Source organism: Streptomyces sp. BR123 (assembly GCF_013401435.1).
Classification (GTDB): Bacteria; Actinomycetota; Actinomycetes; order Streptomycetales; family Streptomycetaceae; genus Streptomyces.
The window spans coordinates 1-26,297 of the sequence record NZ_JACBGN010000078.1 but is presented as its reverse complement, the minus strand read 5'-3'; the positions used below and the strand labels follow the sequence as shown (position 1 = coordinate 26,297).

Here is a 26,297-nt window from a genome sequence, read left to right as displayed (position 1 = left end):
CCTGACGGGGTATCCCCTGGGCGACGGGGCGGCCTCGCCGCCCCGTCGCCCAGCGCTGGATTCAGGAGCCGGGCCCACGCCATGCGCGTGTGCCGGCTCGTGGAGGGGGGCGGGTTCGCTGTGGCCGGTCGCCCGGTTTCCCCCGCTCCTGGGAGGGGTGGGCCGAAATGTGCACATAGCGCGGACCGGACCGATCATCACATTGCGGTCCATGACATCCTGTGACGTCACAGCTCGCCGGACGTAATCGGCGGACGTCCGGCGACTACAAGGGTGGGGAAGGTCCATGAGGCTCTGCTTCCTGGTGGAGGAGCACTACCGCCACGACGGCATGCCCAACGAGGTGGTCCGGCAGCTGACCGCCTGGGGCCACCGGGTGGACGTGCTGCGGCCCGGCGGCTCGCTGCTGCGCATGACCGAGCTGATGGACGCCGGCACGCACGACGCGTGGGTGCTCAAGACCGTGTCCGGCGGACCCGGTCTCACCCTGCTGGAGGCCGCCGCCGCGGCCGGGGCCACCACCGTCAACGACGCCCGGTCCATCCGCGGCGTACGGGACAAGGCGCTGGCCGCCGCCATCGGGCGGGCCGGGGGCCTGCCGATGCCGCAGACGTACGCGGTGGCCCGGCCGGACCTCCTGCGGGAGATACCCGCGGCGCAGTACCCGCTGGTCGTCAAGCCCGCGGACGGCAGCTCCGGCCGCGGAGTGCACCTGGTGCCCTCGCCGGAGCGGATGGAGGCGCTGCTGCCCGCGCTCGCCGCCGAGGGCATGCTGATCGCCCAGCCGTACGTGCCCAATGCGGGGACCGACGTGAAGGTGTACGCGGTCGGCGGCGAGCTGTTCGCGACGGAGCGCTGCTCCCCGCTGCACCCGGACCCGGCCGTCCGGGAGCGGCGGATCCCGCTGTCCGCGGAGGTGGCGGCGATCGCCGCGCAGGTCGGTGCGGTCTACGGGCTGGACCTGTACGGGGTGGACGTGTTGTTCGGCCCCGACGGCCCGGTGGTGGTCGACGTGAACGACTTCCCGAGCTTCCGCCAGGTCCCCGACGCTGCGGCCCGGGTGGCCCGGGCAGTACTGGGCCTCGCCTCGCGGTCCGGCGGTGCGGCAGCCGCCCCCGCCCCGCCGGTGTGCCGTCCGCGGCCGCGGGCGGTGCCCGTGCCCATTCCCGTGCAGGCCGCGCGGGCGGGCGAGGCCGCGCTGTGAGGGTCTGCCTGATCACCCCGGATCCCGACCATCCGCTGTTGGCCGCCGCGGCCGGGCTGCTGCGCGCCGACGGGCACCGGGTGGAACCGCTGGACCCGGGGACGGCGGCCGGGCCCCCGACCCCGCCTCAGGCCGACGTGTACCTGCTGAAGGCGCGGACGCCTCAGGCCCTCGCCCTCGCGCGGGAGCTGGAGCGGCAGGGCGCGCCCGTGGTCAACTCGGCGGCGGCGACGACGCTCTGCCAGGACCGTACGGCGATGGCGGAGCTGGCCGTACGGGCCGGGCTTCCGTTCGCGGCGACCCGTACCCACGACTCCCTCGGGGACTGGGCGGCCTCGGGCGACCCGGTGCCGGACGGGCCCGTGGTGGTCAAGAGCCGACACAGCCGCCGCCACGACCTGGTGGCCCGCGCCGACGACGCGGCCCGGCTGCGGGAGCTGGCCGCGCAGTGGCCGCAGGAGCCGGTCGTGGTCCAGGACTTCGCGCCGAACAACGGCTGGGACCACAAGCTGTGGGCCGTCGGAGGCCGGGTCTTCGCCGCCCTGCGCCGCTCGGAGCTCGCGCCGGACGGCCGCGGCCCGACGCTGCCGCTGGCCCTCGGCGAGCTGCCCGACGGGTGGGAGCAGTTGGTGCTGCAGGTCGGCGAGGTGTTCGCGCTCGACGTGTACGGCGTGGACGTCATCGATACCGGGGGCGGTGTCCCGCTGGTCGTGGACGTGAACGCCTTCCCCGGCATCCGCGGCCAGGACGGCGCCCCCGAGGCCCTCGCCGGCCTGGCCCTCACGCGCGCCACGACCCGCCACGGCTGAGCCGCACGGGCTGTCCCGGCCGCAGCCGCCGATGCAGCCCCACGGTGCCGCACCACCCCGGCTGTCCCGTGCCGGCCTGCCGCACGGGCCACCCGACCGCGGCACAGACCGGGCCCGCCGCTCGGCCGCGAGAACGGTCCTGCGGGCCGGGCCGCCGCGCCTGCTCCCGGCGTCCGGGGCGGAATCGGTGCCGGCGGGGCGTGTCGGCGGGGTGCGGCGGGCCGGGGGAGCCGAGGATCGGCGGATGGGCGTCGTACTGCCGGTCCTCTTCGCGCTGTTCGCGGCGCTCAGCAACGCGCTGGCCACCGTGCTGCAGCGGCGGGCGGCGCTGACGGTGCCGCAGAGCCAGGGGTTCCGGCCGGGGCTGGTCCTCGACCTGCTGCGGCGTCCGGTGTGGGTCGCCGGGATCCTGGCCGTGATCGCGGCCGGGGCGGGACAGGCCGCGGCGCTCGCCACGGGCGCGCTGGCGCTCGTACAGCCCCTGTTCGTGCTGGAGCTGCCGTTCGCGCTGCTGATCGCCTCACTGGTGGTGCGGGGGCGCCTGCCCGGCGCGCTGTGGGCGGCCGTGGCCGCCGTGGTGGCCGGGCTCGGGCTGGCCCTGGCCGCGGCCGCGCCGACCGGGAACCTCACGCACGTCCCGCTCGACCGCTGGCTGCCCGCCCTCGCCGTGTGTGCGGGGGCGGCGCTGGCCCTGGCGCTCGCCGGGCTGCGCCGGCCGGCGGGGCGGGCCCGGGCGGGCTGCCTGGGCGCGGCCACCGCCGTCTGCTACGCGCTCACCGCAGCCCTGATGAAGGATTCGGTCCCGCTTCTCGCGGAGGGCGGGTTGGGAGCGTTCCTGACCACCTGGCAGACGTACGCCTTCGCGCTCAGCGGCATCTGCGCGCTGCTGCTGCTCGAACACGCCATGCAGGGAGGCCCGCTGGTCGCCTCGCAGCCCGCGCTGACGCTGGGCGACGCAACGTTCAGCATCGCGCTGGGGGTGGTCCTGTACGACGAGCACCTGCGGTCCGGGTGGTGGCTCCTCCCCCAGATGCTGGGCATCACCCTGATCTGCGCGGGCGTCCTCGCGCTGGCCCGGGCCGGCGTGGGCGGGCCCTGACCGGTGCGCTCACCCGCGCCCGCGGACAGGAACCGGTAGCGTGCGCGGGAGTCGAACGGAGGGCGGGTGCGATGCGCGCGGTGGTGTTCGAGCGGTACGGGCAGCCGGCCGAGGTCCGGGAGGTGCCGGATCCGAGCCCGTCCCCGGGCGGGGTGGTGGTGCGCGTCGAGGCGACCGGGCTGTGCCGCAGCGACTGGCACGGGTGGATGGGGCACGATCCGGACATCGTGCTGCCGCACGTACCCGCACGTACCGGGTCACGAACTCGCGGGCGTCGTCGAGGCCGTGGGCTCCGGGGTGACCGGCTGGCGGCCCGGGGACCGGGTGACGGTGCCGTTCGTGTGCGCCTGCGGGAGCTGCGCCGACTGCGCGGCGGGCGATCAGCAGGTGTGTGCCCGGCAGACGCAGCCGGGCTTCACGCACTGGGGTTCGTTCGCCGATTACGTGGCTCTGGAGCACGCCGACGTGAACCTGGTGGCCGTGCCCGAGGAGCTCTCGTACGCGACGGCCGCCGGGCTCGGCTGCCGGTTCGCCACGGCCTTCCGCGCGGTGGTCGCTCAGGGGCGGGTGGCGCCCGGCGAGTGGGTCGCGGTGCACGGATGCGGCGGGGTGGGGCTCTCCGCGGTGATGATCGCGGCGGCGGCCGGCGCGCGGGTCGTGGCGGTGGACACGGCGCCCGAGGCGCTGGCCCTGGCCCGGGGGTTCGGTGCGGCACACACCGTGGACGCGGGCGCGGTCGGCGGCGCGACGGCCGCCGCGGTACGGGAGCTCACGGGCGGGGGCGCACACCTGTCGCTGGACGCCCTGGGGTCGCCGGTGACGGCCGCGGCGTCGGTGGCGGGGCTGCGCAGGCGGGGGCGGCACGTGCAGGTGGGGCTGCTGCCGACCGCGGCCGGGGAAACGATCCTGCCGATGGAGCGGATCATCGGCTGGGAGTTGGAGGTCCTCGGCAGCCACGGCATGGCCGCGCACGCGTACCCGCCGATGATGGAGCTGGTCCGGGCCGGGGCGCTGCGCCCGGACCTGCTGGTCACGTCCACGATCCCGCTCGATGCGGCTCCGGCCGCGCTCGCGGCGATGGGGTCGGCGCCGGGGCGCGGGGTGACGATCATCCGGCCGGGGGCGTCCGCCGTCTCCTGAGCTACGATCTGGCCGCGATCCGATCGCATCGATCGAACGACCGTTTCCCCGGGGGTGGATGGTGGGTGTGAGGTCCCGCAGCGGTGCCGCGGCGCGCGCCGCGGCCGGCGTACTGGTGGCCGGGCTGCTCGTCGGCGGCTGCTCCGGCGGTTCCGGCAAGGGTCCGGCCGCGGATCGGCCCACCGGCACGCCGACGGCGGCCGCACCGGACCCGGCGGCGCCGCCCACCCCGTCGGCGGCGCCGACACCGGCCGACGTCCCCCACCCGGCGCAAACCCCCGGCGCGCGGCCGGAGTCGAGCACCGGGCCGGGAGCCCCGGAGATCCCGCAGAACCCCGACCGGGGCCCCCACACGCCCCCGGCGCCCCAGCACACGCCGGTCCCGGACCGGACACCGCCCCGGTTCGACCCGGGCGGCACGTACACGGTCCCGCCCCTCCCCGGGTAGTCCGGCCCGCTTCACGGGTCAGGCGCGGGCGGTCGGCGGCTCGGCCGGAGCGCCGGGAGCGGCAGGTGCGGCAGGTGCGGCAGGTGTGTCGAATGCGATGGGTGCGTCGTCCCGGCGGCGTCGGAGCCAGACGAAGGTCCCGGCGCCCACCACCACGAGCACCGCGCCCAGGGCCAGCATCCAGGCCGGGAATCCGCCGATCACGAGCAGCTCGTCGTGGTAGACGGCCCGCCGGTACGGCGTGTCGGAGGCGGCGGCGCGCAGTTCGTGGTCGCCCGAGATCCGTCCGGGCTCCGGGAACTCCTGGTCGATCGCGGTGAGGAACGTCTCGCGGCCGCCGGTGAGGGGGGCGAGCTCGTCCCTCCCTGCGACCTTGCCCGCGAAGGTGACCTCCGGTGCGGATCCGCCGATCCGGGAGACGGGCTCCATCCGGTGCTCGGCCAGCACGTACAGGCCCAGCGACTGGGGCGTCTTCGCCATCCGGGACAGCCGCATCGGGTAGACGAGCCGCTCGCTGTCGAAGCGGATCCGCAGCGGGTCGAGGGTGCCGTACAGGACGCCGCCCTGCTTCCGGGGGGCGAGGCGTACGGCGACGTACTCCCACTTCTGGTCCACGTACGGCTTGACCTCGGTGGCCAGGGTGTCGGGCATCGTGAACCCGTTGGACTCCAGCCACTGCCGCAGCGCGTCCGGGTCGGTGGCGGTCAGGCGTGCGACGTCGAAGTCCCCGAGCTGTTCGCGGCCGACGACGCCGACGGAGGCGTCACCGCCGACGGCCGGCGCCTCGGCGGCGGCCCCGTCGCCGGCGCCGGCGGAGAACGGCCAGTCGCCGGAGCGGGGGAAGAAGTAGTGCCGGGCCTTGCGCTCGGGCCGGGTCAGCCAGGTGAGTTCGCGGAACAGGTCCGCGTCGCCGAGCTCCACCGAAGCCCGCGTCGGCACCGGCATGATCCAGGCCGCCTGACGGGCGTTCCCGGCGACCGTGAACCTCATGACGATCTCCTCGGTCCGGCCGTCCCAGCGCACGACGGAGGTCTCGCGCGAGACGCCGATCCTGGACCTGCCCTCGGGGACCATCGCCCCGCAGCCGCACGCGTACGCAGGACTGATCAGCGATCCCAGCTGGGTCGCGAGCAGGAACAGGAGCAGTGCCGCGATTCGGTTTCTCATCCACACGCGGTCTCAGACGACCGGCCGTGTGATCCGGTTCCGGCCGTGTGTGCGGCTCGTGCACCCCTCCCCCACGCCCTCGACGGGCGTACGGGACGGCACTGCACGGGGGCCCCTGTCCCGCGCGCCGGGAGCATCCCCATACTGCTCCCATGAGAGGGAAGGAAGACAAGCCGCGCATCAGCCCGCTGGTGCCGGATCCGGTCGTGGCGGAGATCGCCCGGCACGACTGGGAATCGATCGTGTGCGGCTGCGGGCGCAGCGCCGGACATCTGGTGGACCAGCTGTGGGACGCGGCGGAGGGACATCCGTCGGCCTACCGCGCGCTGGAGGGCCACGCCTTCCAGGCGGGGCAGCTGCGGCCGCCCGCCCCGGCGGTGTGCGGCGTGCTGATGGCCGTCTGGTCGGCGGGCCCGCCGCGGCTGGCCACCCGGGAGGCCCTGCTGTGGACCCTGCTGGCGCTGGCGAGCACGGAGGACGACGGGTCCCCGTACGAGGCCGGGCTGTACGGGCAGTGCGCGGCGTACATCCGCACGAACGTGGGCTCGCTGCGCCTGGAGGCGGTGACCCGCCCGGACACGGTGTCGGCGGCCTATGTGGACGGCATCCTCGAACTCCTGGGCCTGGCCGCCTGACCCGGTGAGCACCCCGCCGCCGCCCGGGAGACGGCGGGGGCGACCCGGGGCTGCCGGGACTGCCCGGGGCCGTGTCGCCGCCGAGCCCGGGTCGCCCGCCGCCGAGCGGACGGCCGGGTGGCGCCGGGTTCCGGACGTCCGGTGGCCGCGGGACGGGCGACGAGCGACGAGCGACGAGCGACGAGCGACGAGCGACGAGCGACCGGTGCCCCGTCATCGGCACGGTGATGCGGCGGGCCTCGCCTGCTGCCGCCTCGCGGCCGACCCGGCGCTGCTCGCCCGGCTGATCGCACTCACCGCCGCCCAGCGGGTGCGGATGCGGAGCGGGGGCGGAGCGGGGGCGGTCGAGCAGCTCGGCCGGGGGAGCCGGTCGGCCGGACCGGCCTCGCCCCTGACCCGGTGGGCGCGCTCGCGGACACCGACGAGCACACCGCGATCCGGCTCGCCCGCGAGGCGCTGCCGGAGGACGTGGCCCGGCGTGAGCCGCCGGTGCGGCGGGTTTGCGCGAGGTCGCCGTGCATCGCAACGCCCCCGGCCGCAGCTCCAGGCCGGTGATCGTCGGCCTGCTCGGCGACGTCGATCCCGATGTGGCGCGGGCGGCCTGCCCCGGGTCGGGGCCGGGGCGGGGACGCGTAAGGGGGCGCGGCAGCTCAGGCGGCCGGGCCGCCGCCGTCGCCCGGATCCGGCGGAGCGATCCGGCCGTCGCGCAACTCCACCACGTGGTCCGCGAGTTCGATGAGGGCCGGGTCGTGGGTGGCGACGAGGACGGTGACGCCCTCGCTGCGGGCCACCGCGCGCAGCAGCTGCATGACCGAGCGGCCCGTATCGGAGTCGAGCTGGCCGGTCGGCTCGTCCGCGATGATCAGGGCAGGCTCGTTGGCGAGGGCGCGGGCCACCGCGACCCGCTGCTGCTGGCCGCCGGAGAGCTCTCCGGGCCGCTGCTCGGCGTGCTCGGCCAGCCCGACGAGGGCGAGCAGGGTGCGAGCCCGCTCCTCGCGCTCCTTCGCCGGTACCGCGCGCATCCTCATCGGGATGCCGACGTTCTCGGCCGCGGTCAGGACCGGGATCAAGCCGAAGGACTGGAACACGAAGCCGATCCGGTCGCGGCGCAGCGCGAGCAGGCCGGCCTCGTCGAGGCCGGCGAGGTCGGTGCCGTCGACGGTGACGGTGCCGATCGTCGGGGCGTCCAGGCCGCCGACCAGGTTCAGCAGCGTCGTCTTGCCGGAACCGGAGCGGCCCTTGAGGGCGGTCAGACTCCCGCGCGCGACCGCGAAAGACGCCCCGCGCAGCGCGTGCACGGCGCGTTCCCCGCTGCCGAAGGTGCGGTGGACGTCGTCCACGACGACCATGGCCGCAGGCGGGGTCGCAGCGTCTGCGGCACGTGCGGCGGCTGCGGGCGCGGCCCACTGATCCTCTGTCATGGTGCGTTCTCTCCCCCGGAAATCGGCCGACAAGCGCCCCGTGGACCACGTCCGAACCACTTGCCTTCCGAATTCTGTTCATCTGCCACCTGGATCGCGCAAGCCCCTTCCGTGCAACGACCGCATCTGACAACATCGTCCGCTATCCGGACCCCGTGGTCCGGAACGGGGGAGGAACACAGCGCATGCTCGGCTTCGTCGTGCGCCGGCTGCGCGGGCAACTGCCGCTCGCCGCCGCCGTGCTGCTGACCGTACTGATCGCCACCACGGTGCTGACCGCGCTGACCGCGTTCACCCGCGGCGTGGGCGAGGCCGGGTTACGCCAGGCCCTGACCGGTGCCGACCGGATCCGGAGCACCGTCCTCGTCACCGGCGGGCATCCGGTGTCCGCGCGCGGGAAGGACGACACGGCCGTGCGCGCCTTCGGCAGCGAGCTGTTCGGGCGGTTTCCGGTCGCTGTCGAAAGCACGGCGCGCAGCCGCGCGTACGGGCTGCCGCGCGCGCACAACCAGGGCACCGAGGCGGCCCTGACCCTGTTGGCCTCCCTCGACCGCGAACGGGCCGTCCTCGTCGCGGGCCGGTGGCCCGGCGCCGTGGCGGCGCCCGGCGGCCCCGTGCCGGTCGCCGTCCCTCAGCAGGCGCTGGCCCGGCTGGGGCTCACCGCGCAGTCGCTGCCGGGCGACGTACGGCTGGACGACCGGTACGGCGGCGCACCGCTCACCGTGCGGGTCACCGGTGTCTACCGGGCGGCCGACCGGGACGCGGCCTACTGGCGGCTGGACCCGTTCGGCGGGCGCGAGGTCCAGGTCGGCACCTTCACCTCGTACGGCCCGCTGCTCGTCGACGACAGCGCCTTCACCGCGGGCGGCATCGTCCAGGACGCCCGCGCCTGGCTGATCACCCCCGACTTCACGGACGTCCGCACCGCCGAGACGCGGTCCCTCGCCGCCCGTGCCGCGGACTCCGCCGCCCGCCTCAAGGGCTCCACGGGCCTGACCGCCGCCACCGAACTGCAGGAACTCCTGGGCGAACTGGAATCCGGGCAGCTCGTGGCCCGGTCGGCCGTACTCGTCGGCGCGCTGCAGCTCGCCGTCCTCGCCGCGGCCGCCCTGCTGCTCGTCTCCCGCCTGCTGACGGACCGGCAGGAGGGCGAGCGGGTCCTGCTGCTGGCCCGCGGGGCGTCCCGCGGGCGGCTCGCCGCCCTGGGCCTGGCCGAGGCGCTGCTGATCACCCTGCCGGCCGCGCTGCTGGCCCCGCTGCTCGCCCCGCCGCTGCTGCGGCTGTTCGCCGGGGTCGGCCCGCTGGCCCGGGTGCCGTTCGACCCGGACGGCGACCCGCTGCTGCTGTGGCCGGCCGCGGCTGCGTGTGCCGTGGCCTGCCTGCTGATGATCACCCTGCCCGCCGTACTCCGCGGGACCGCGGCCGCCGTGCTGCGCCGGGCCGGCCGCCGGCAGGCGATCGTCGCCGGGGCCGCCCGCTCCGGAGCCGACCTGGCGCTGCTGGCCCTCGCCGTCCTCGCCTACCGGCAGGTGTCCCGGCACAGCGGCGACGGCCCGGCGGCGGACGCGCAGGGGGCGGCGGCCGGGCTCGGCGTCGACCTGCTGCTGGTCGCGGCGCCGCCGCTGACCCTGTGCGCCGGCACCCTGCTGGTGCTGCGGCTGCTGCCGTTCGCGGCGCGCCTCGGCGGGCGGATCGCCGCCCGGGGCCGCGGGCTCGGGCCGGCGCTCGTCGGCTGGCAGCTGGCCCGCAGGCCCGGCCGGGCCGCCGGCCCCGTCCTTCTGCTCGTGCTCGCCGTGTCCAGCGGGGTGCTCGCCGTGGGCCAGCACACCGCATGGTCCGCGTCCCAGCGCGACCAGGCCGAGTTCACCACCGCGGGCGGGCTGCGGATCCACGGCAGCGATCTCGCCCCGATGGGCCAGGGCGGCCGGTACGCGGCCCTGCCCGGCGGCGACCGGGTGATGCCGGTGATCCGCAGCGCGCAGCAGCTGCCCGGCGGGCGGACGGCGCAGATCCTCGCGTTCGACGCCGCCGCGGCAGCCGAACGCGTCCCGCTGCGAGCCGACCTGCGCAACGGCCGTCCGATGCGCGAACTGTTCGCCCCGCCCGCCGCCGCGGCACCCGTCACGGGCGGCATCCCGCTGCCGGGACGGCCCCGCCGCATCGACCTGGACATCGCGCTGCGCTCACCCGGCGACAGCGGGAACCCGGGGCTCGGGCTGCTGCTCCGCGACCGGTTCGGGCTGACCCACCGGACGCCGATTGTCCAGCTGCCGCCCGGCGACGGGGCCACCGTCTCGGTGGACCTGGGCATGCTGACCGGGGCTCCGCTCGGATCCGCCGCGGCGCCGCTCGGCATCGCCGGGATCGTGGTGTCGTACCTCCCTGCGGGCACACCCGTCGTCGGAGGCGAGGTGGCCGTCCGGCGGCTCGCCGTCTCCGACAGCCACGACGGCCCGGCCGTCCCCGTGCCCGCACCCGCGCCGGGCGCCGCCGGCGGCGGGTCCGGCTGGACGCTCGACGCCCCGCCGCTCCCCGGCACCGGGGCCGACCGGAAGCCCGCCGGCGAACTCCTGCCCGCCGACGGGGACGGCTCCGCCTGGGTGCGGCTGCGCTACCAGGGCGGCTTCGAGGCCCCGGGCGGCGCGCAGCTGGCGCTCACGCCGCCCGGGGTGGCGCAGGCCGTTCCCGAGGTGCCCGGCGTCGCCACCCGCGGATACCTCGCGGAGGCGGGGGCGGCCGTCGGGGACCTGATCTCCGTCCCGCTGGGGCCGGCCACCGTGCCCGTGCGGATCAACGCCGCGGTGGGCTCCCTCCCCGTGGCGGGCGATCCGGCCCTCGCCGTCGACCTGCAGTCCCTGGGGCGCCTGCTGGCCGCAGCCGGGGCGCGGGAGCTGCCCGCCCCCGCCGAGTGGTGGCTGCCGGCGGCATCCCCCGACGACCCCGCCCCGGCGCGGGCCGCCGCCGCACTGCGCTCCGGATCCGGGGCGCAGCAGGTGATGCTGCGCGAGGAGGTCGCCGCCCGGCTGCTCCGGGATCCGCTGAGCGCCGGCCCGCAGGCCGCGCTGGCCGCCCTGGCGGCGGTCGGCGCGGTGCTCGCGGCGATCGGCTTCGCCGCGGCCGGCGCCGCTGCCGGGCGGGATCGGGCCCGGGAGTTCGGCGTCCTGCAGGCCCTCGGGGCGTCCCGGCGGAAACTGGCCGGGACCGCGGCCGCCGAGGGCTGCCTGCTGGTGGGGCTGGGCAGTGCCGTCGGGGTGGGGCTGGGCGCCGCGATCGTCCACCTGGTCATCCCGCTCGTTGTGCTGACGCCCGCCGGACGGCGCCCCGTGCCCGAGGTGCTCGTCGACCTGCCGACCGGCGCCGTCCTGCTGCTGGTGGCCGCCGTCACCGCGGCACCGCTGCTGTCGGCCGTACTCGCAAGCCGCGCGGCCGGGGAGCCCACGCGGCCGCCCGGCTGCGCCCCGTGGAGGAGCTGTGACCAGGGACGTGACGGACCGCCGGCCCGACCCGGCCGACGACCCGCAGCCGGGCGCCGCGCCCCGGCCCGACAGCACGCGATCGGGCAAGGCCGCGCCGACGGCGACCGGCACGCACCCCGACAACAGCACCACGCAGGCGGTCGACGGCACGCGGACGGAGCACGGCGCGCGGAACGGCGGGGCCGCGGAGAGGCGGGTGCGGCCCGCGGCCTGGGTGCGGACCCGGCTGCGCGCGGCCCCGCTGGGCGCCCTGCTCGCGGCCGCCCTCGCCTTCACCGCCGTCCTCCTCGCGGCCGCCCTGCCGCGGGCCCTGGACCGCGGCGCCGACCAGGCGCTGCGCTCCTTCCTCCACGGCCGCCCCGCCCCGACGAGCCTGATCGCCACGTCCGACGCGCGGGTCGGGCCGCAGACCCCCGAGGGCCTGGACCAGGTCCTGGCGGAGCTCCTCGCGCGGACCGGACCGGTGTTCCGGATCGCCCCGACCGGGCCGGTGCACGGCACCCGGGCGCTCGGTTCACGCGCGCTCACCAACCCCGAACTGTCCCGCCCCGAGGGCGTGTCGCCCCAGCTCAACCTGCTGTACCTGCGGCAGGCCGCCGCGCACGCCCGGCTGGTCGCGGGCCGCTGGCCCGCCGGCGGAGCCCCCGAGGGGCCGGTGCCGGTGGCGCTGTCGCAGAAGGCGGCCGAGACCCTGAACGTCCGGCTCGGGACGGTGCTGGAGACCCCGCCCGACCTCTTCGGCCGCCCGTACAGGGCCGAGGTGGTCGGCCTGTACGCGGCCCACGACGAGGACGACCCCTACTGGGCCGACCTGCCCTGCCTCACCCGCGCCTGCGCCAACCTCACCCGGAGCCGGCTGCCGGAGATGTTCTGGCAGACCGCCGCGCTCGTCGGACCGGACGGCATCGACCGGCTCGGCCCGTGGGGCGAGGGCTCCGAGGACTTCTGGCGGCTGCCGGTGGACACCGCCGTCCTCCGGGCCGACCGACTCGACGCCGTCAAGCAGGAGGTGGCCTCGTACACGATCGGCCGGACCGCCTCCGAGCTGGAGCGATCCGCCGGCCGGGCCAACCTGCGGATCACCTCCCGGCTGCCGCAGCTGTTCGCGCAGGCCGAAGCCCGCCGGCAGGCGGCCGCACCGCTCGCCGCGATCGGCCCGGCCGGTGTCACCGGGGTGGCCGTCGTCGTGTTCTGCCTGGCCGGGGCGCTCGCCGCCGACCGGAGGCAGGCCGAGCTGCGGCTGCTCACGGCCCGCGGCGGCTCGCGCGCCGGCATCGTCGGCCGGCTGCTCGGCGAGGGCGCGGTCACCGTCCTTCCCGCCGCCGTGGCTGCGACCGCGCTCGCCGTGGTGCTGCTGCCGACACCACGGTGGGCGGGCACCCTGCTGGCCGCCGCCGCGACCACCCTGTTCGTCCTGCTCGCCTTCCCCGTCCGGGCCGCCGTCCTGCTGTCCCCGCCCCGCGCCCCCGCACCGCGCCGCCGGCTGGTCGCCGAGCTGCTGGTGCTCGCCGCCACCGCCGCGGCCGTGTACGAGGTCCGCCGACGCGGGATCGCGCCCGCCGGACAGGGCCCCGATCTCCTGCTGATCGCCGCTCCGCTGCTGCTCGCCCTGTCCGGGGGGCTGATGCTGGCCCGGCTCCAGCCCGCCGTCGTCGGGGGGCTGGCGCGGGCGGCCGGGCGGGGGCGCGGCCTGGTCGGCTTCCTCGGCCTGGCCCGTGCCGCGCGCGGCACCGGGGGCCGGGGCCGGCCGTCCGCGCTCCCGCTGGTCGCACTGCTGCTGGCGGTCACCACCGGCGGCTTCGGTGCCACGGTGCTGGAGGCGGTGGACTCCGCCAGGATCCGGGCGGCCCGGCTGGCCGTCGGCGGCGACGTGCAGATCGCCGCGCCTCCCGGCCACGCCGTGCCCGGGGAGATGTCCCGGGCCGCCGCCGCGCTGCCCGGCGTACGGACCGCGGTGGAGGTGTGGACCTACGACAACGCCTTCCTGTTCGGTACGGCGCAGGGCTCCACCCAGGTCACCGTGGTCATCGCCGATCCGGTCCGGTACGCGGAACTGGCCCGGGCCGTCGGGCGCGGCCGGTTCGACCCGGCGGTCCTGGCCACCGGCGGCTCCAACGGAACCGGAGCGGATGCGGGATCCGCCGCCGCCCCGGTGCCGGCGCTGTTCAGCAGTGCGCTGGCCCGGCTGGCCCCGCCCGGCGGTGAGCCGCTCCGACTCCACCTGGACTCCGGCGGGGAACTGCGGATCCGCGGCGCCGGCGTGGTCGACGGCACCCCGGCCAAGCCGGACGGCGGCGGGGCCGTCATCGTCCTCCCGGCGGGTCCGGCGACCGCCGCCGCACTGCCGCGCGGGCCCGGCCCCGACCGGTGGTTCGCCACCGGCCCGGTCGACGGGGACCGGCTGGAGGAGCTCGTCCGGGCCACGGCGCCGGCCGGGAAGGCAGCGAGGTTCCGGCTGGAGACCAGTACCGCCGTGGCCGCCGGGCTCGGCGAGAACCCGCTCCAGCGGTCGGCGGGCCGGCTGTTCTGGGGCTCCCTGGCCGGGGCCCTCGGATTCGCCCTGCTGGCGGTGCTGCTGACCCTGGTGCGGGCCGCCCCCGAACGGGCCGCCGTACTGGCCCGGCTGCGCACGATGGGCCTGCGCCCCCGGCAGGGCCTGCGCCTGATCCTCGTCGAGGCGCTGCCGCAGGCGGTCGGCGCCACCATCGGCGGGGCCGTCGTGGGACTGTCCGCCGTGGCCCTGCTGGGGCCGTACGTGGACCTGTCGACCATGGTCGGCGCGCCCGTGCCGCCGGGGCTTCGGCCGGCGGTCCTGCCGGTGCTGGCGCAGGCGCTGGGGCTGACCGCGCTGGTGGCCCTGGCGGTGATCGCCGAGACCGCGGTGTCCGGGCGGCGCCAGATCACCACCGAGTTGAGAGCGGGAGACCAGCGTTGACCACCGACCAGCCGACCTACGAAGAGCTGCGACAGCAGGCCCTCGCGGCCTCCGGGCCCCGGGGGCCGGAGGCCGGGACGGCCATCGCCTGCGACCGGCTGGTGCGCATCTTCAGCACCGACGGGATCGAGGTGCAGGCGCTGCAGGGCCTGGAACTGACCGTGGCCCGCGGTGATCTGGTGGCGCTGGTCGGCGCCTCGGGCAGCGGCAAATCGACCCTGCTGAACATCCTGGCCGGGCTGGACGTCCCGACCGCCGGCAGGGCCACCGTCGACGGGTACGACCTGCTGGAGATGTCCGCGAAGGACCGGCTGCGCTACCGGCGCGAGGCCGTGGGCTTCGTGTGGCAGCAGACGGCCCGCAACCTGATGCCGTTCCTGACGGCTGCCCAGAACATCGCCCTGCCCCTGCAGTTGGCGGGCCGCTCCCGCGGCGGGGCCCGGCGGCGGCAGGCCGCCCGGGTGGCGGAGCTCCTCGACGCCCTGGGCATCGGGGACCTGGCGGGCCGACGCCCCGCCGAGCTCTCCGGCGGCCAGCAGCAGCGGGTGGCGATCGCGGTGGCCATGGCCTCCGGCCCGGCGGTGCTCCTGGCCGACGAGCCCACCGGCGAGCTCGACTCCGAGACCGGGGCCGCGGTCTTCGAGGCGCTGCGCACCGTGAACCGCGAGCTCGGCGTGACCGTGGTCGTCGTCACGCACGACCCGCTCGTCGCGGGCGAGGTCCGCCGTACCGTCGCGATCCGCGACGGCCGCACGAGCAGCGAGGTCCTGCGGCGCACGGTCACCGACGAGCACGGCGCCGAGTCGGTGAGCGAACGCGAGTACGTGGTGCTGGACCGCACCGGCCGGGTGCAGCTGCCCCGGAAGTTCCTGGAGGCGCTGGGGATGGAGCACCGGGTCGCCGTCGAACTGGCCGCCGACCACATAGCCGTGCACCCCGACGGCGCCGCCTGAGGCAGGCGGCCCGCGCCCGCGGCGGTGCGCGCGGGCCGGCGCCCGCGGGCCCGCCCGTCACTTCCGCAGCCCGGGTGTCGTTACGGCCACGGGGTTTGGCTCTGGGGGCGAAGGGATGGCGGAATGCGGCAGTTTCCTCTGGAGATGCACGGCATGGCACCCGGCCGGGTGGTCGAATGGCGGTTGCGGTCCACGGCGGCGGGGCCGGAGCCGTCCGCGGAGGGGCCGGGCAGAAGGGCCTCATTCAACCAGGACAAGCACTTCACCGTCGCCGAGCAGAGCCGGGGGGCCGATGACCCCGTCGCGTCCTGGCTCGCCGTCACGTTCGAGGTCGCGGGGGCCCTGGACGAGTCGGCGATGACCCGGGCGCTGCTGGCGTTCGTACGGCGGCACGAGGTGCTGCGGTGCGAGTTCCGGCGGCTCGCCGGGGAGCTGGCGTGTGAGCCCCTGGCCCCGGGCGAACTCGCCCTGTCCGTCGCCCCGGTGGCGGCCTTCGACACCACGCGGGCACTGGTCGGGTTCCTGTCGGAGCGGTTCAAGCGGAGCATCGACACGCTGTCCTGGCCCCTGTTCACGATGGGCGCCGTGCTGCGCGAGGATTCCGCGACCGTCTACCTGGCCTTCGACCACATCGTCTGCGACGGCCTGTCGATGCCGATCGCGGTGCAGCAGGTGCAGAGCGCGTACGAGGCCCTGTGCCGGGGCGAGGAGGCCGGCGACGCCCCCGACCCCAGCTACCTCGACTTCGCCGAGGACCAGCGCCGCCGATGCGCCGGCATCACCGCGGACGACGAACGGCTGGGCTACTGGCAGGAGTTCGTGGCCCGCGGCGGCGGGGAGTTCTTCCCCCGGTTCCCGCTCGACCTCGGCGTGGAGCCGGGCCGGATGTACCCGATCGTCAACGAGGCCTCGCCGCTGCTCGACGCCGGCGAGACCGAGGTGTTCGACAAGGCGTGCCGGGCGGTGGACGGGAAGGCGTTCATGGGGGTGCTCGCCGCGGTCGCGGTCTGCCTGCGCGAGGCGGGCGGGCCGGGTGTGTACCGGGGGTTCATGCCGGTGAGCGAGCGCGGCCCGGACGGGTGGGCGCAGTCGGTGGGCTGGTTCGTCAACACCATGCCGATCGAGTTCGACGCCTCGCCCGGCCGGGACTTCGCCCAGGTGATGGCCGGGGTGCGGGCCGCGTTCGGGGAGATGATGGGCCACCTCGACGTGCCGTTCGTGCGGGCGTGGCAGCTGCTCGCGCCGGTGGACTTCGCCGCCCGTTCCTGGCCGTACCCGGTGAACTTCTTCTCGTACATCGACACCCGCAAGTGCCCGGGCGCCGAGCGGCACGACGACTGGCGGCCCGCCTCGCACGTGTGGTCGGCGCGGGCCAACGGCGCCTGCTCCTGGTTCCAGCGGGACGCGGACGGGCTGCACATGAACTCGATCTACGTGGACACCCCAGCGGCCCGCCGCACCATGGCCGGCTTCCAGGCGGCGCTGCGGCGCACGGTCCGCGAGATCGCCCGGCACGGGTCCCTCGGCCGGCCCCTCGGGCTGGCCGCGCCCCGCGGGCCGGTCGGCGCGGCGCTCGCGGTGAGCGGGTCCGGGTACGCCGCCCGCCGTTGACGGGATCCGGCCCGCCGCAGCAGGTCCCGTTCGCGGGCGTTCGCGGTGAGGGGGGAGGCGGCGCGCTCGAACCCGGCGCGGGCCTCCTCGGGCCGGCCGAGCCCGCTCCGGCAGGTCGCCCCGGACGCCGGGCAGCAGGTGGCGGCCGCGCAGCGCCGGGTCCTGCGCCAGGGCGTCGACGCACGGCACCGCTCCCCCGCCTGGCGGGCGGTCGTCATCGGTCGGCTGCCGCTGCAGGTCCCGCTGGTGCCGTGGGCGCGGAGCGTGAGCCGGGGCGCCGCCCGCGACCTGCGGCCGCGCCGTGGGTCAGCGGCTGTCGCCCGACCAGTCCCAGCGGTCGGGGTCGGCCGCGCGGCGCCGGTAGTGGGACCGGCCGCCGGCCCCGTACCGGCCTATCTCCGTGGGAAGGGCGGCCTCCTCGGCGAGCCGGACGGCGCTCCAGCCCGTGATGTCGAGGAGGAGCCCGTCGAGGGGGCCGCCCACGAGCTCGCCGTAGCTGCGGCCGGGGCGCGGACCCGGGTCGGGATCGTCGTGGTCGGCACCGTACACCCGGAGGCGGAGCATCCTGTCGTCCATACCGCCAGCTTCACAGGCACCACTGACAACGCCCGGTCCGGGCAGGGGAGCGGGCTGATCTGGCCGGAAAAGGTATGGGTGGAATAGATGCCTCGGGCATGTAATGGATTCAGGCGAGACGGAACGTATCGACCGCGCTGATGAGGTGCCGCATGTCAGAGACCGTTGCCTTCCCTCAGGACCGAACCTGTCCCTACCACCCGCCGGCCGCCTACGATCCCCTGCGCACGAGCCGGCCGCTGTCCCGCGTGACCCTTTTCGACGGCCGGTCCGCGTGGGTGGTCACCGGGCACGCCGAGGCGCGCGCCCTGCTGTCCGACAGCCGGCTCTCCTCCGACCGCGACAACGCCGCCTTCCCCGCCCCCAACGCGCGCTTCAAGGGCCTGCGGGACCGCCGCACCGCGCTGCTCGGCGTCGACGACCCGGTGCACAACGTCCAGCGCAGGATGCTCATACCGAGCTTCACCCTGAAGCGGACGGCGGCCCTGCGGCCGCGCATCCAGGAAACCGTCGACCTGCTGATCGACGAGATGGTCGCCCGCGGTCCGGGAGCCGAGCTGGTCGGCGCCTTCGCCCTGCCCGTGCCGTCGATGGTGATCTGCTCGCTGCTCGGGGTCCCGTACGAGGACCACGAGTTCTTCGAAGGGCAGTCGCGGCGGCTGCTGCGCGGGCCGGACATCGCCGACGTGGAGGACGCCCGCACCCGCATCAACGCGTATCTGGCCGGGCTGATCGGGCACAAGCGGACGGACCGCGGCGACGGCCTCCTGGACGAGCTGGTCGAGCGGCGCCTGGAGCCGGGCGAGACGGACGTCGACGAGCTGGTCTCGCTGGCCGCGATCCTGCTGATCGCGGGGCACGAGACCACGGCGAACATGATCTCGCTGGGCACCTTCACCCTGCTGCGCCACCCGGAGCAGCTGGCCGAGCTGCGCGAGGACCCCTCGCTCATCCCGGCCGCCGTGGAGGAGCTGATGCGGTTCCTGTCGATCGCGGACGGCATGCTGCGCGTGGCCACCGGGGACATCGAGATCGGCGGGGTCACGATCCGGGCCGACGACGGGGTCGTCTTCCCGACCTCCGTCATCAACCGGGACGCGTCCGTCTTCGCGGAGCCCGACGTGCTGGACTGGCACCGCCCGGCCCGGCACCACGTGGCCTTCGGCTTCGGCATCCACCAGTGCCTGGGGCAGAACCTGGCCCGCGCCGAGATGGAGATCGCCCTGGGCACCCTCTTCACACGGCTGCCGGGGCTGCGCCTGGCGGCGGAGCCGGACCGGATCCCCTTCAAACCCGGCGACACCATCCAGGGCATGGTCGAACTCCCGGTGACCTGGTGAGCGGCGTACCGTCCCGGCGCACCGCCGTCGGCATCGACACCGCCGTGTGCATCGGCGCGGGCCAGTGCGCCCTGACCGTCCCCGACGTCTTCACCCAGGACGACGACGGCTTCGGCCGGGTCCTGCCCGGGCGGGAGGACGGCCACGGCAGCCCCCTGCTGCGCGAGGCCGTGCGCGCCTGCCCGGTCGCGGCGGTGATCCTCCGGGAGGACTGACCGAGACCGGCACGGCGCCGCGGGATACCGCGTACGCGTAAACCGTGAGCCCCGCCGGCGCGGCCGGCGGGGCTCACGGCCCGTCACGTCGGGCCGGCGGCGTGAAGAGGCGGGGCGGTCAGCTGGTGGGCATCACATTCTCGGCCTGGGGACCCTTGGGGCCTTTGACGACGTCGTACTGAACCTTCTGGTTCTCCTCCAGCGCCCGGAAGCCGGACGTCTGGATGGCGGAGTAGTGGACGAACACGTCCGGGCCGCCGTCGTCCTGCTGGATGAAGCCGAACCCCTTCTCCGAGTTGAACCACTTCACGGTGCCTGTAGCCATCGGTGCTGATCCTTCTCAACGTTCCACGCGGGCCGCACGTACGGTGCCGCCGTCCAAATCCTGCCCACCCGCCCCTTGGATCACACCCTCATACGGCCATTCGGGGACCCTTCGAACACCTGCCCGTACATCTGCACGGCCGACGCACCTCACCCGGACGTACCCGCTCCGCTCTCCGCGGCGGCCGGCAGCGCGGCGGCGCCCCGGGGCCCGGCCGCCGGGCCCGCCGCCGCGGCGCGCCGGCCGCCGCTCATCCGGCAGCCCAGGCAGTCGGCGTGTCCCGTGCGGGCGACGCCGTCCCGGACCCGCCAGTCGCGTGCGGGGGAAGGCCGGGGGCCGCTCGGCTTGCCCCAGCCCGCGAGGTGCAGCAGCCAGGTGACGACCGCGGCCGCGGCGACGAGGGCGAGGCCGAGCCAGACGCCCGGCTCCCAGCCCGCACAGAGGGCCGCACCGGCGCCGAGGGAACCCAGTATCGCCAGGGTGGTGCCGGTCCAGCCGGCGACGGTGTGTCCGAGGTCGACGTCTCCGTGCGCGCTCACATGGCTCTCCCGAAGTAGGCTCGGCGGCAGGAAGGTTTATCTCACGAGCTAAACATCCGATCGGCAAGTATCTCGCGAGCTAAGCAACTTAGATGCTAAGGAGTCTGCGCGTGCAGGGCAAGACCCGCCCCCCGGCGACGTCCGGGGAGGCGATCTCCCGTATGGACCACTACGTCGCCCTCGGCCTGATCGGCCGGCAGGAGGTGGCGCAGCTGCTGGGGCTCAACGTCACCGATCTGACCTGCCTCGGGCACGTCATGGAAGCCGGGGACGAGCCGCTCTCGGCCGGTGACCTGGCCGCGCTGGCCAATCTCACCACCGGCGCGGTCACCGGTGTCCTCAACCGGCTGGAGCGCGCGGGGTACGCGAAGCGGCAGCCCGACCCGGCCGACCGGCGCCGGGTCCGGGTGGTGGCCGATCCGGTGGCGGCCCGGCGGGTGGTGGAGGTGTACAGGCCCTTCTACGCCCGGCTCGCCGCGCTGTTCGACGATTACTCCCCCGAGGAGGTCGCCGTCATCGCCGACTGGTTCGCCCGCGCGACCGTCGAGGCACGTGCACACCTGGACCACCTGCGGTCCGGCGAGCCGCCCTCCGCAGCCCCGGCGGACCCGGCAGCGGCCGGAGGCCTGAATCCGCCGATGATAAAATTTCCCTTTTCGTGTCCCACGGAAGGCTCTGCATGAGGAACCCGTCCCCCTACGGACGTTTCGGCGTCAGGCCCGCCCCCAAGGCAGCCCCCCAGCGTGGTGCCGGGAAGGGCGCCGGCAAGGCGCCCCGGACCCCCGTCCTGCAGGGTGAGTTCGCCGTGCCCGAGCCGCTCGCCCCGACTCTGCCGCCCGTGGAGTCCTTCACCGAGCTCGACCTGCCCGCGGAGCTGCTGGCGGCGATGGCCGAGTCCGGGGTGGAGAAGCCGTTCCCCATCCAGGCCGCCACCCTCCCCAACTCGCTCGCAGGCCGGGACATCCTGGGCCGCGGCCGGACCGGATCCGGCAAGACGCTCGCCTTCGGCCTCGCCGTGCTCGCGCGCACCGCGGGCCGGACGGCGGATCCGAAGCGGCCGCTGGCGCTGGTCCTGGTGCCGACGCGCGAGCTGGCGCAGCAGGTGACCGAGGCCCTCACGCCGTACGCGCAGACCCTCGGGCTGCGGATGGCGGCGGTGGTCGGCGGGCTGTCGATCGGCCGGCAGGTGAGCGCCCTGCGCACCGGCTCCGAGATCGTGGTGGCCACCCCGGGCCGGCTGAGCGACCTGGTGGGACGGCGTGACGTCCACCTGGACCGGGTGCGGATCACGGTCCTCGACGAGGCCGACCAGATGTGCGACATGGGCTTCATGCCGCAGGTCACCGAAATCCTGGACCAGGTGCGCCCCGACGGGCAGCGGATGCTGTTCTCGGCCACCCTGGACCGCAACGTCGACCAACTGGTGCGGTCCTATCTGAAGGACCCGGTCTCCCACTCCGTGGACCCGTCCGCGGCCACGGTGACCACGATGGACCACCACGTCCTGCACATCCACTCCGCCGACAAGGTCACCGCGGCGACCGAGATCGCGGCCCGCGAGGGACGGGTACTGATGTTCCTGGACACCAAGCACGGCGTGGACCAGTTCGTGAAGCACCTGCGGGCCATGGGCGTGCGGGCGGAAGGGCTGCACAGCGGCAAGTCCCAGCCGCAGCGCACCCGGACGCTCGCGCACTTCAAGGAGGGGGCGATCACGGTCCTCGTCGCGACGAACGTCGCCGCGCGCGGCATCCACATCGACGACCTCGATCTGGTCGTGAACGTGGACCCGCCGGCCGACCACAAGGACTACCTGCACCGCGGCGGGCGCACCGCCCGGGCCGGCGAGTCCGGCAGGGTCGTCACCCTCGTCACCCCCAACCAGCGGCGTGACGTCGTCCGGCTGATGGCGGACGCCCGGATCCGGCCCACGATCACCCAGGTCCGCTCCGGCGAGGCCGCACTGAGCCGGATCACCGGGGCCAAGGCCCCGTCCGGGGTGCCGCTGTCGGGAGCCTCCCCGACCGACGCGAAGGGCCGCCCGTCCGGCAGCGAGCTCGGCTTCCGCGGCATCGGCAGCCGGCCGGGCAAGGGCAAGGAGTCCCGCAAGACGGCGGAGGCCAAGGCCCTGGCCGAGGCCCGCCGCGCGGCCCGCGTCCGCCGCGGTCGCTGACGCGGGGCGTAGGCAGAACGAGCGGTGCGGGCCCCGATCCGGGCCCCGCACCGCAGGCAGTGGCGGGGACGGTCAGCGGCGCCGGCGACGGCGCAGCTCGCTCACGATCGCGCGGGTGACCACCGGCGGGAGCACGTCCTTCGCGAGCTTGCGCCACGCGGCACCCGGACGCGGCGCGGGCCGCCGCACGGGAGCCGGCGCGGGCGCGGGCGCGGGCGGGGTCGGCGGCTCGGGAGCCGGCCGCAGCGGCTTCGGGATCGCCGGCGGGACGGCACCGTGGTCACCGATGCGGACCAGCGGTTGGCCGGCCACCTCCTCCACGCCGGTCCACAGGTCCGTCCGGTTCTCCAGCCACCCGAGCAGCGCCTGGCGGTACGGCTCCGGGTCGTCCCAGGTCGCGTACAGCTTCGCCCCCGACACGGCGATCAGCCGGAGGCCGTCGACCGCGACCGCACCCCACACCGCGGCGGCGACGCCGGGGCAGTGCTCGGAGCGGTAGTCGTCGAAGACCACGACGGCGCCCGGGGCGGCGACGACCCGGGAGGACGCGATGTCCTGGACGACGTGCTCGTACAGGTGCGAGGCGTCGATGTGGATGAAGCGGCAGCTCGCCGGACGCACCCGGTCGGCGACCACGAAGGTCGGCGCCTGGATGATCGTCGGCAGCGCCTCGTGGAACGCCAGGTAGTTCGCCTCGAACCCGCGGCGGGTCAGCGTCGGGTACGAGCCCTGCATCTCCGCGAGGTTGGACTCGTCCGGCGCCGGCGAGTCGAAGAGGTCACAGACGGTGAACTCCTCGCCGTCCCGCAGGTACTGCCCGAGGAAGATCGCGCTCTTCCCCATGAACGCGCCGAGCTCCAGGAGGTCGCCCGGCTTCACCCCGTGCGTGTTCTGGCGGGTCAGGAACCAGTCGAAGAGCGCCTGGTCACAGTCCGAGAACCACCCCTTGACCTCGCCGTACCCGGTGGGAACGGGCATGGCCGACTCGCCGTCGGGGGTGGTGACGGGAGCTTGCGAAACGTGGGACACGGAGTACTGCCTCCAGTGGAACGGCATCTGAATCAACACTGATACCCGGCCAGGTAGCCCGACCATAAACCGACGGATGCCCGAATGACGAGACTCCTGTGCAGAGCGATTGATTCCGCAGCCGCAGCCACCACCGTCTACCCCTTTTGTCCCGGTTCGCACCCAAGCCTGCACCTTGGACGGGCGGCGCCGTCGTGTCGGCTCCCCTGACGGCAACTCCCGCTTCCGGTGCGGGACTACGCGCTCCAACCGGAACCCCTCCCACGGCCCGCCTCCGGCTCCGGCGGGGCCGGGGCCGTCAGGCCGTGTGGCGGCGGAGGCGCTGGGCGGCGGCGTTGCGGACCCGACGGGTGCGGGCCGAGCCCGCGAGCAGGGTGAGCGCCTCGTACGAGGCCAGCGGCCCGGCCGCGGTGCGCTGGCACCAGTCGGAGGCGGCGGTGAGCTCCTCCGCCGACCACGGCTCGCCGCGGCCGATCGCCCTGAGCAGGGTCCACTCGCGCAGCCTCCGGGCGGGAAAGGCGCGGTCGGCGACGACGAGGGCCAGGGCATCGGCCCAGGCCGGGAAGGCCGCGTCGTCGAGGAGCCGCGTGGCACGGCGGTCGAGGTGGGTGACCACCGCGCTCTCGGCCATGATGGGGTCGGGATCCCGCAGGACGGCGGCCACGACGTCGGCCTCCGCCGTGATGCCCGCCGCACCGGCGCGTCCCCCTGCGGCTCCGGCGGCGTCGGCCAGGGCTGCGAGGTGGCGGGCGTAGCGCCAGCGTTCGGGCGGCGTCACAGCGTCGGCCGGGCGTATCAGGTCCTCTTGTCTCCCCATGCCGCCCATTCCACACGACCGGCGTCGCCGGCCCGTGCGCAGGGTGCCGCCGCACCGGCCTGCCGGAACAGGTCACACCGCCGGCTCGGGTCCCGGGCCGGATCCGGCGACGCCCTCCTCCGGCAGCGGGGCCCCCGTCTCCAGCAGGGTCTTCAGGCTGGACGCGAGCATCGGCCAGGCCTGGCTGCACATGCCGATCAGCGTGCCGCCGGGCTCGAAGCCCTCGTGGCGGACCGTCAGCCGGGTGAGGGCGTCCCCGACGGGCTCGATCTCGTACGCCACCTTCGTACGCGGCTGCCCGGCCAGCTCGGCCCGCAGCTCTTCGCCGACCCCCACCGCGGCCGCCCACTCCCGAGTGAAGGTGTGCCAGGTGTACGAGAGCCTGCGGTCCGGCACGCAGTCGAGGACCACCTGCTCGGGGTCGCTGGTCCGGGCCCCGCGCTCCACCCACGCCATCTGCGAGCCGACCGCCCAGTCGGTCTCGAAGCTCAGGCCCCAGTACCGGCGGGTGAAGGCGGGGTCGGTCAGGGCCTCCCAGACCTGTGCGGGATCGGCCAGGATGTAGACGGTGTAGGTGATCACGCTGTCGCTCATGCCCCCATGCTGAGGGACCGGGGGCCGCGCACCCGGGATTTCCCCGACGGGGCCTGCCGCTCCTCGTCGCCGCCCCTTCCGGCCACACTGAACTTATTACCTTGTTACGCCGTCCCTGGTATGTTCGCGGCGCGGACTGTCGGGATGAAACCCGCCGGTCCGACCACGTGAAAACACCGGCCTCCGGCCGGGACAGAGGAGAGGCACGCAGAGGCATGCGAGTGGCCGGCGCTTCCCGTCCGCGCAGGGATGCGGGCCCGGGTCGCTTGACCGGGGTCGACGCCGTTCGCGGACTCGCCGTCCTCGGCATGTTCGCCGTGCACGTCGGCCCGGGCCCCCGGCCCGAGGGCATCGGCTACCTGGTCGTCGCGGCGGACGGACGGGCACCCGCCCTGTTCACTCTCCTCGCCGGGTTCTCCCTGGCCCTCGCCCAGCGCAGCGGCGGCGGCACACCGGCGGAGACCTCCGGCGCCTGGGCGCAGCGCCACCGCGCGCTGCTGATCCGCTGCGCGGTGCTGGCCGTACTCGGGCTGGTCCTGGCCGCACTGTGGCCGGGCATCCTCGTCATCCTGACCTTCTTCGCCGTGTACTTCCTCGCCGCCGAGCCGTTCACCCGGCTCACCACCCCGGTGCTCACCGCCGTCGCCGGCACGTCCGTGGTGGCGGGCCCGCTGCTGTCGTACCTGCTCGGTCCGGTGTTCGGGTACTCGGCCTCCGGGCGCGGCGCGGTGCCCGAGCCGTCCGCCCTGACCAGCTGGGAGGGGCTGGGCCGGACGCTGCTGGAGCTGCTGCTGACCGGCGCCTACCCGCTGGCCACCTACTTCCCGTACGTCCTGGTGGGGCTGGCCCTGGGCCGGCTGTGCGACCTGCGCGAGCGCCGCTCCGCCGCCCGGATGGCGCTCTGGGGCACGGCGGCCGCGGTCGCCGGGTACGGAGCCGCCTGGCTGTGGGCCCACCCCCTGGGCGGCCGGGAGCGGCTGCTGTCGGTGATAGCGGAGCGGCACCCGGAGGCCACGGCCGCCGCCGATCCCGTGGGCGACGTGCTGGGCGGGCAGTACGGGGCCATACCGAGCACGTCCTGGGAGTGGCTGCTGGTGGCGGACCCGTACAGCCAGACCCCGTTGGAGACGCTCGGCAATGCGGGTGTGGGCTGTGCGCTGATCGGTCTTTTCCTGCTGGCCGCGGAGCGCCGGGCGGGCGTACTGGTGCTGGGGCCGCTGGCGGCGCTCGGGGCGATGGCACTCAGCGCGTACGTCGCCCACGCACTGGTGCTGGCCGGTCCGGCCCACGGCGCCGGGTCGTGGACCGCGCTGACGGCGTTCGCCGGGGTGTCGGTCGCCGCGGCCTGGGGCTGGCAGCGGGTCTGGTCGGACAGCCCGCTGCGCCGCGGTCCGCTGGAGCACGCGCTGCGGCTCGCCTCGCGCGGGCGTACGCCGGCGTGAGCTGCGGGCACGGATCACCCGTACGCATGACGGCTCGTGGATCGCCGAACCGCGATTGCGGCAAGCTGGGCGGATGCAGCCGATGCAGCCCGTGCAGCCGCGCCGAGCAACTCCGCCCCTGCCGTTGATCCTTGCCGTGGTGATGCTGACCGCCGGGTGCGTGTCCGTGCGGCCGTCCGTGCCCCCGGCCCCGGCCGCACCGGAGCCCGCCGGGGCCGGGGTCCGGCAACCGGTCGTGGCGGGCCGCCCGTTGGCGCCGCTGCCGACACCGACGCAGACACCGGCCTCCCCTACTCCCCCGTCCGCGGAGGAACCTGACGCCCCCGCGCCGCCCGCCCAACCGCCACCG

Annotated in this window: 22 protein-coding genes and 2 pseudogenes; 15 read left to right on the top strand and 9 right to left on the bottom strand. The window is 75.6% G+C overall.

Going from position 1 to position 26,297, the window contains the following annotated elements:
* Nucleotides 1-286 precede the first annotated feature (286 nt).
* From HYE82_RS15230 to HYE82_RS15210, 5 genes and pseudogenes are all read left to right on the top strand, one after another.
* Nucleotides 287-1,204: a RimK family alpha-L-glutamate ligase gene (locus HYE82_RS15230; protein ID WP_179174589.1), complete on the top strand. Its 918-nt coding sequence runs from the start codon at nt 287-289 to the stop codon at nt 1,202-1,204.
* Entirely contained in the window at nt 1,201-2,013 is an 813-nt protein-coding gene (locus HYE82_RS15225) for a RimK family alpha-L-glutamate ligase (RefSeq protein ID WP_179174588.1), read from the top strand. Before HYE82_RS15230 ends, HYE82_RS15225 begins: the two co-directional genes overlap by 4 nt.
* Before the next feature lie 244 nt (nt 2,014-2,257).
* Nucleotides 2,258-3,112: a DMT family transporter gene (locus HYE82_RS15220; RefSeq protein ID WP_179174587.1), complete on the top strand. Its 855-nt coding sequence runs from the start codon at nt 2,258-2,260 to the stop codon at nt 3,110-3,112.
* 71 nt (nt 3,113-3,183) lie between these two features.
* Nucleotides 3,184-4,252: pseudogene (locus HYE82_RS15215) on the top strand (zinc-dependent alcohol dehydrogenase family protein).
* Between the two features lie 67 nt (nt 4,253-4,319).
* Nucleotides 4,320-4,700, top strand: coding sequence for a hypothetical protein (locus HYE82_RS15210; protein WP_179174586.1), 381 nt, complete (start codon nt 4,320-4,322; stop codon nt 4,698-4,700).
* Between the two features lie 18 nt (nt 4,701-4,718).
* On the opposite strand, the gene HYE82_RS15205 is transcribed toward HYE82_RS15210, so the two are convergent.
* Nucleotides 4,719-5,867, bottom strand: a complete 1,149-nt coding sequence (locus tag HYE82_RS15205) for a DUF2330 domain-containing protein (RefSeq protein ID WP_179174585.1) — start codon at nt 5,865-5,867, stop codon at nt 4,719-4,721.
* Nucleotides 5,868-6,019: 152 nt separating this feature from the next.
* Between HYE82_RS15205 and HYE82_RS15200 the strand changes: the two genes are divergently transcribed.
* A complete protein-coding gene (locus tag HYE82_RS15200) occupies nt 6,020-6,502 on the top strand; it encodes a hypothetical protein (protein ID WP_179174584.1) in 483 nt (160 codons plus the stop codon).
* 650 nt (nt 6,503-7,152) lie between these two features.
* Here the strand turns inward: HYE82_RS15200 and HYE82_RS15195 are convergent.
* Together HYE82_RS15195 and HYE82_RS15190 are read right to left on the bottom strand one after the other, a co-directional pair.
* The gene (locus tag HYE82_RS15195; protein WP_179174583.1) at nt 7,153-7,923 is read right to left on the bottom strand and encodes an ABC transporter ATP-binding protein; all 771 of its coding nucleotides are present in this window, start codon (nt 7,921-7,923) and stop codon (nt 7,153-7,155) included.
* A 317-nt stretch (nt 7,924-8,240) separates the two neighbouring features.
* Nucleotides 8,241-9,815 (bottom strand): hypothetical protein, encoded by a 1,575-nt coding sequence (locus HYE82_RS15190; protein ID WP_179174582.1) that lies wholly within the window; start codon nt 9,813-9,815, stop codon nt 8,241-8,243.
* A gap of 18 nt (nt 9,816-9,833) precedes the next feature.
* Between HYE82_RS15190 and HYE82_RS39510 the strand changes: the two are divergent.
* The 4 genes and pseudogenes from HYE82_RS39510 to HYE82_RS15170 all read left to right on the top strand — a co-directional run.
* Nucleotides 9,834-11,288 (top strand): annotated as a pseudogene (locus HYE82_RS39510) (FtsX-like permease family protein); the annotation flags it as partial.
* Between the two features lie 106 nt (nt 11,289-11,394).
* Complete coding sequence (locus tag HYE82_RS15180; protein WP_179174581.1) at nt 11,395-14,334, top strand: ABC transporter permease; 2,940 nt, start codon at nt 11,395-11,397, stop codon at nt 14,332-14,334.
* Nucleotides 14,331-15,287, top strand: coding sequence for an ABC transporter ATP-binding protein (locus tag HYE82_RS15175; RefSeq protein ID WP_179174580.1), 957 nt, complete (start codon nt 14,331-14,333; stop codon nt 15,285-15,287). The genes HYE82_RS15180 and HYE82_RS15175 overlap by 4 nt, the downstream gene beginning before the upstream one ends.
* 123 nt (nt 15,288-15,410) lie before the next feature.
* On the top strand, nt 15,411-16,898 hold the full coding sequence (locus tag HYE82_RS15170; RefSeq protein ID WP_179174579.1) for a condensation domain-containing protein: 1,488 nt from the start codon (nt 15,411-15,413) through the stop codon (nt 16,896-16,898).
* Between the two features lie 306 nt (nt 16,899-17,204).
* Here HYE82_RS15170 and HYE82_RS15165 read toward each other — a convergent pair whose 3' ends face one another.
* Complete coding sequence (locus HYE82_RS15165; protein ID WP_179174578.1) at nt 17,205-17,474, bottom strand: hypothetical protein; 270 nt, start codon at nt 17,472-17,474, stop codon at nt 17,205-17,207.
* A gap of 152 nt (nt 17,475-17,626) precedes the next feature.
* Between HYE82_RS15165 and HYE82_RS15160 the strand changes: the two genes are divergently transcribed.
* The gene (locus tag HYE82_RS15160) at nt 17,627-18,814 is read left to right on the top strand and encodes a cytochrome P450 (RefSeq protein WP_179174577.1); all 1,188 of its coding nucleotides are present in this window, start codon (nt 17,627-17,629) and stop codon (nt 18,812-18,814) included.
* A complete protein-coding gene (locus tag HYE82_RS15155) occupies nt 18,811-19,029 on the top strand; it encodes a ferredoxin (RefSeq protein ID WP_179174576.1) in 219 nt (72 codons plus the stop codon). The genes HYE82_RS15160 and HYE82_RS15155 overlap by 4 nt, the downstream gene beginning before the upstream one ends.
* 118 nt (nt 19,030-19,147) lie before the next feature.
* Here HYE82_RS15155 and HYE82_RS15150 read toward each other — a convergent pair whose 3' ends face one another.
* Together HYE82_RS15150 and HYE82_RS15145 are read right to left on the bottom strand one after the other, a co-directional pair.
* Nucleotides 19,148-19,354: a cold-shock protein gene (locus HYE82_RS15150; protein ID WP_179174575.1), complete on the bottom strand. Its 207-nt coding sequence runs from the start codon at nt 19,352-19,354 to the stop codon at nt 19,148-19,150.
* A gap of 149 nt (nt 19,355-19,503) precedes the next feature.
* Nucleotides 19,504-19,893, bottom strand: a complete 390-nt coding sequence (locus tag HYE82_RS15145; RefSeq protein ID WP_179174574.1) for an HGxxPAAW family protein — start codon at nt 19,891-19,893, stop codon at nt 19,504-19,506.
* Between the two features lie 110 nt (nt 19,894-20,003).
* Between HYE82_RS15145 and HYE82_RS15140 the strand changes: the two genes are divergently transcribed.
* Nucleotides 20,004-20,576, top strand: a complete 573-nt coding sequence (locus tag HYE82_RS15140) for a MarR family transcriptional regulator (RefSeq protein ID WP_179174573.1) — start codon at nt 20,004-20,006, stop codon at nt 20,574-20,576.
* Nucleotides 20,573-22,066 (top strand): DEAD/DEAH box helicase, encoded by a 1,494-nt coding sequence (locus HYE82_RS15135; protein ID WP_179174572.1) that lies wholly within the window; start codon nt 20,573-20,575, stop codon nt 22,064-22,066. The genes HYE82_RS15140 and HYE82_RS15135 overlap by 4 nt, the downstream gene beginning before the upstream one ends.
* Before the next feature lie 72 nt (nt 22,067-22,138).
* Here the strand turns inward: HYE82_RS15135 and HYE82_RS15130 are convergent, their stop codons facing one another.
* The 3 genes from HYE82_RS15130 to HYE82_RS15120 form a co-directional block, all read right to left on the bottom strand.
* Nucleotides 22,139-23,044: a class I SAM-dependent methyltransferase gene (locus tag HYE82_RS15130; protein WP_179174590.1), complete on the bottom strand. Its 906-nt coding sequence runs from the start codon at nt 23,042-23,044 to the stop codon at nt 22,139-22,141.
* 349 nt (nt 23,045-23,393) lie between these two features.
* Entirely contained in the window at nt 23,394-23,912 is a 519-nt protein-coding gene (locus HYE82_RS15125; RefSeq protein ID WP_179174571.1) for a hypothetical protein, read from the bottom strand.
* 72 nt (nt 23,913-23,984) lie between these two features.
* Nucleotides 23,985-24,506, bottom strand: coding sequence for an SRPBCC family protein (locus HYE82_RS15120; protein WP_179174570.1), 522 nt, complete (start codon nt 24,504-24,506; stop codon nt 23,985-23,987).
* A 266-nt stretch (nt 24,507-24,772) separates the two neighbouring features.
* Here HYE82_RS15120 and HYE82_RS15115 point away from each other — a divergent pair, with 266 nt between their 5' ends.
* Nucleotides 24,773-25,948: a DUF418 domain-containing protein gene (locus HYE82_RS15115; RefSeq protein ID WP_179174569.1), complete on the top strand. Its 1,176-nt coding sequence runs from the start codon at nt 24,773-24,775 to the stop codon at nt 25,946-25,948.
* Nucleotides 25,949-26,297 lie beyond the last annotated feature (349 nt).

Excerpts from the sequence above, each read along its gene's own strand:
- HYE82_RS15130 (WP_179174590.1), bottom strand. The coding sequence starts at position 23,044 with ATGCCCGTTCCCACCGGGTACGGCGAGGTCAAGGGGTGGTTCTCGGAC.
- HYE82_RS15220 (WP_179174587.1), top strand. The coding sequence starts at position 2,258 with ATGGGCGTCGTACTGCCGGTCCTCTTCGCGCTGTTCGCGGCGCTCAGC.
- HYE82_RS15125 (WP_179174571.1), bottom strand. The coding sequence starts at position 23,912 with ATGGGGAGACAAGAGGACCTGATACGCCCGGCCGACGCTGTGACGCCG.
- HYE82_RS15230 (WP_179174589.1), top strand. The coding sequence starts at position 287 with ATGAGGCTCTGCTTCCTGGTGGAGGAGCACTACCGCCACGACGGCATG.
- HYE82_RS15195 (WP_179174583.1), bottom strand. The coding sequence starts at position 7,923 with ATGACAGAGGATCAGTGGGCCGCGCCCGCAGCCGCCGCACGTGCCGCA.
- HYE82_RS15200 (WP_179174584.1), top strand. The coding sequence starts at position 6,020 with ATGAGAGGGAAGGAAGACAAGCCGCGCATCAGCCCGCTGGTGCCGGAT.
- HYE82_RS15170 (WP_179174579.1), top strand. The coding sequence starts at position 15,411 with ATGCGGCAGTTTCCTCTGGAGATGCACGGCATGGCACCCGGCCGGGTG.
- HYE82_RS15120 (WP_179174570.1), bottom strand. The coding sequence starts at position 24,506 with ATGAGCGACAGCGTGATCACCTACACCGTCTACATCCTGGCCGATCCC.
- HYE82_RS15150 (WP_179174575.1), bottom strand. The coding sequence starts at position 19,354 with ATGGCTACAGGCACCGTGAAGTGGTTCAACTCGGAGAAGGGGTTCGGC.
- HYE82_RS15205 (WP_179174585.1), bottom strand. The coding sequence starts at position 5,867 with ATGAGAAACCGAATCGCGGCACTGCTCCTGTTCCTGCTCGCGACCCAG.
- HYE82_RS15165 (WP_179174578.1), bottom strand. The coding sequence starts at position 17,474 with ATGGACGACAGGATGCTCCGCCTCCGGGTGTACGGTGCCGACCACGAC.
- HYE82_RS15135 (WP_179174572.1), top strand. The coding sequence starts at position 20,573 with ATGAGGAACCCGTCCCCCTACGGACGTTTCGGCGTCAGGCCCGCCCCC.
- HYE82_RS15160 (WP_179174577.1), top strand. The coding sequence starts at position 17,627 with ATGTCAGAGACCGTTGCCTTCCCTCAGGACCGAACCTGTCCCTACCAC.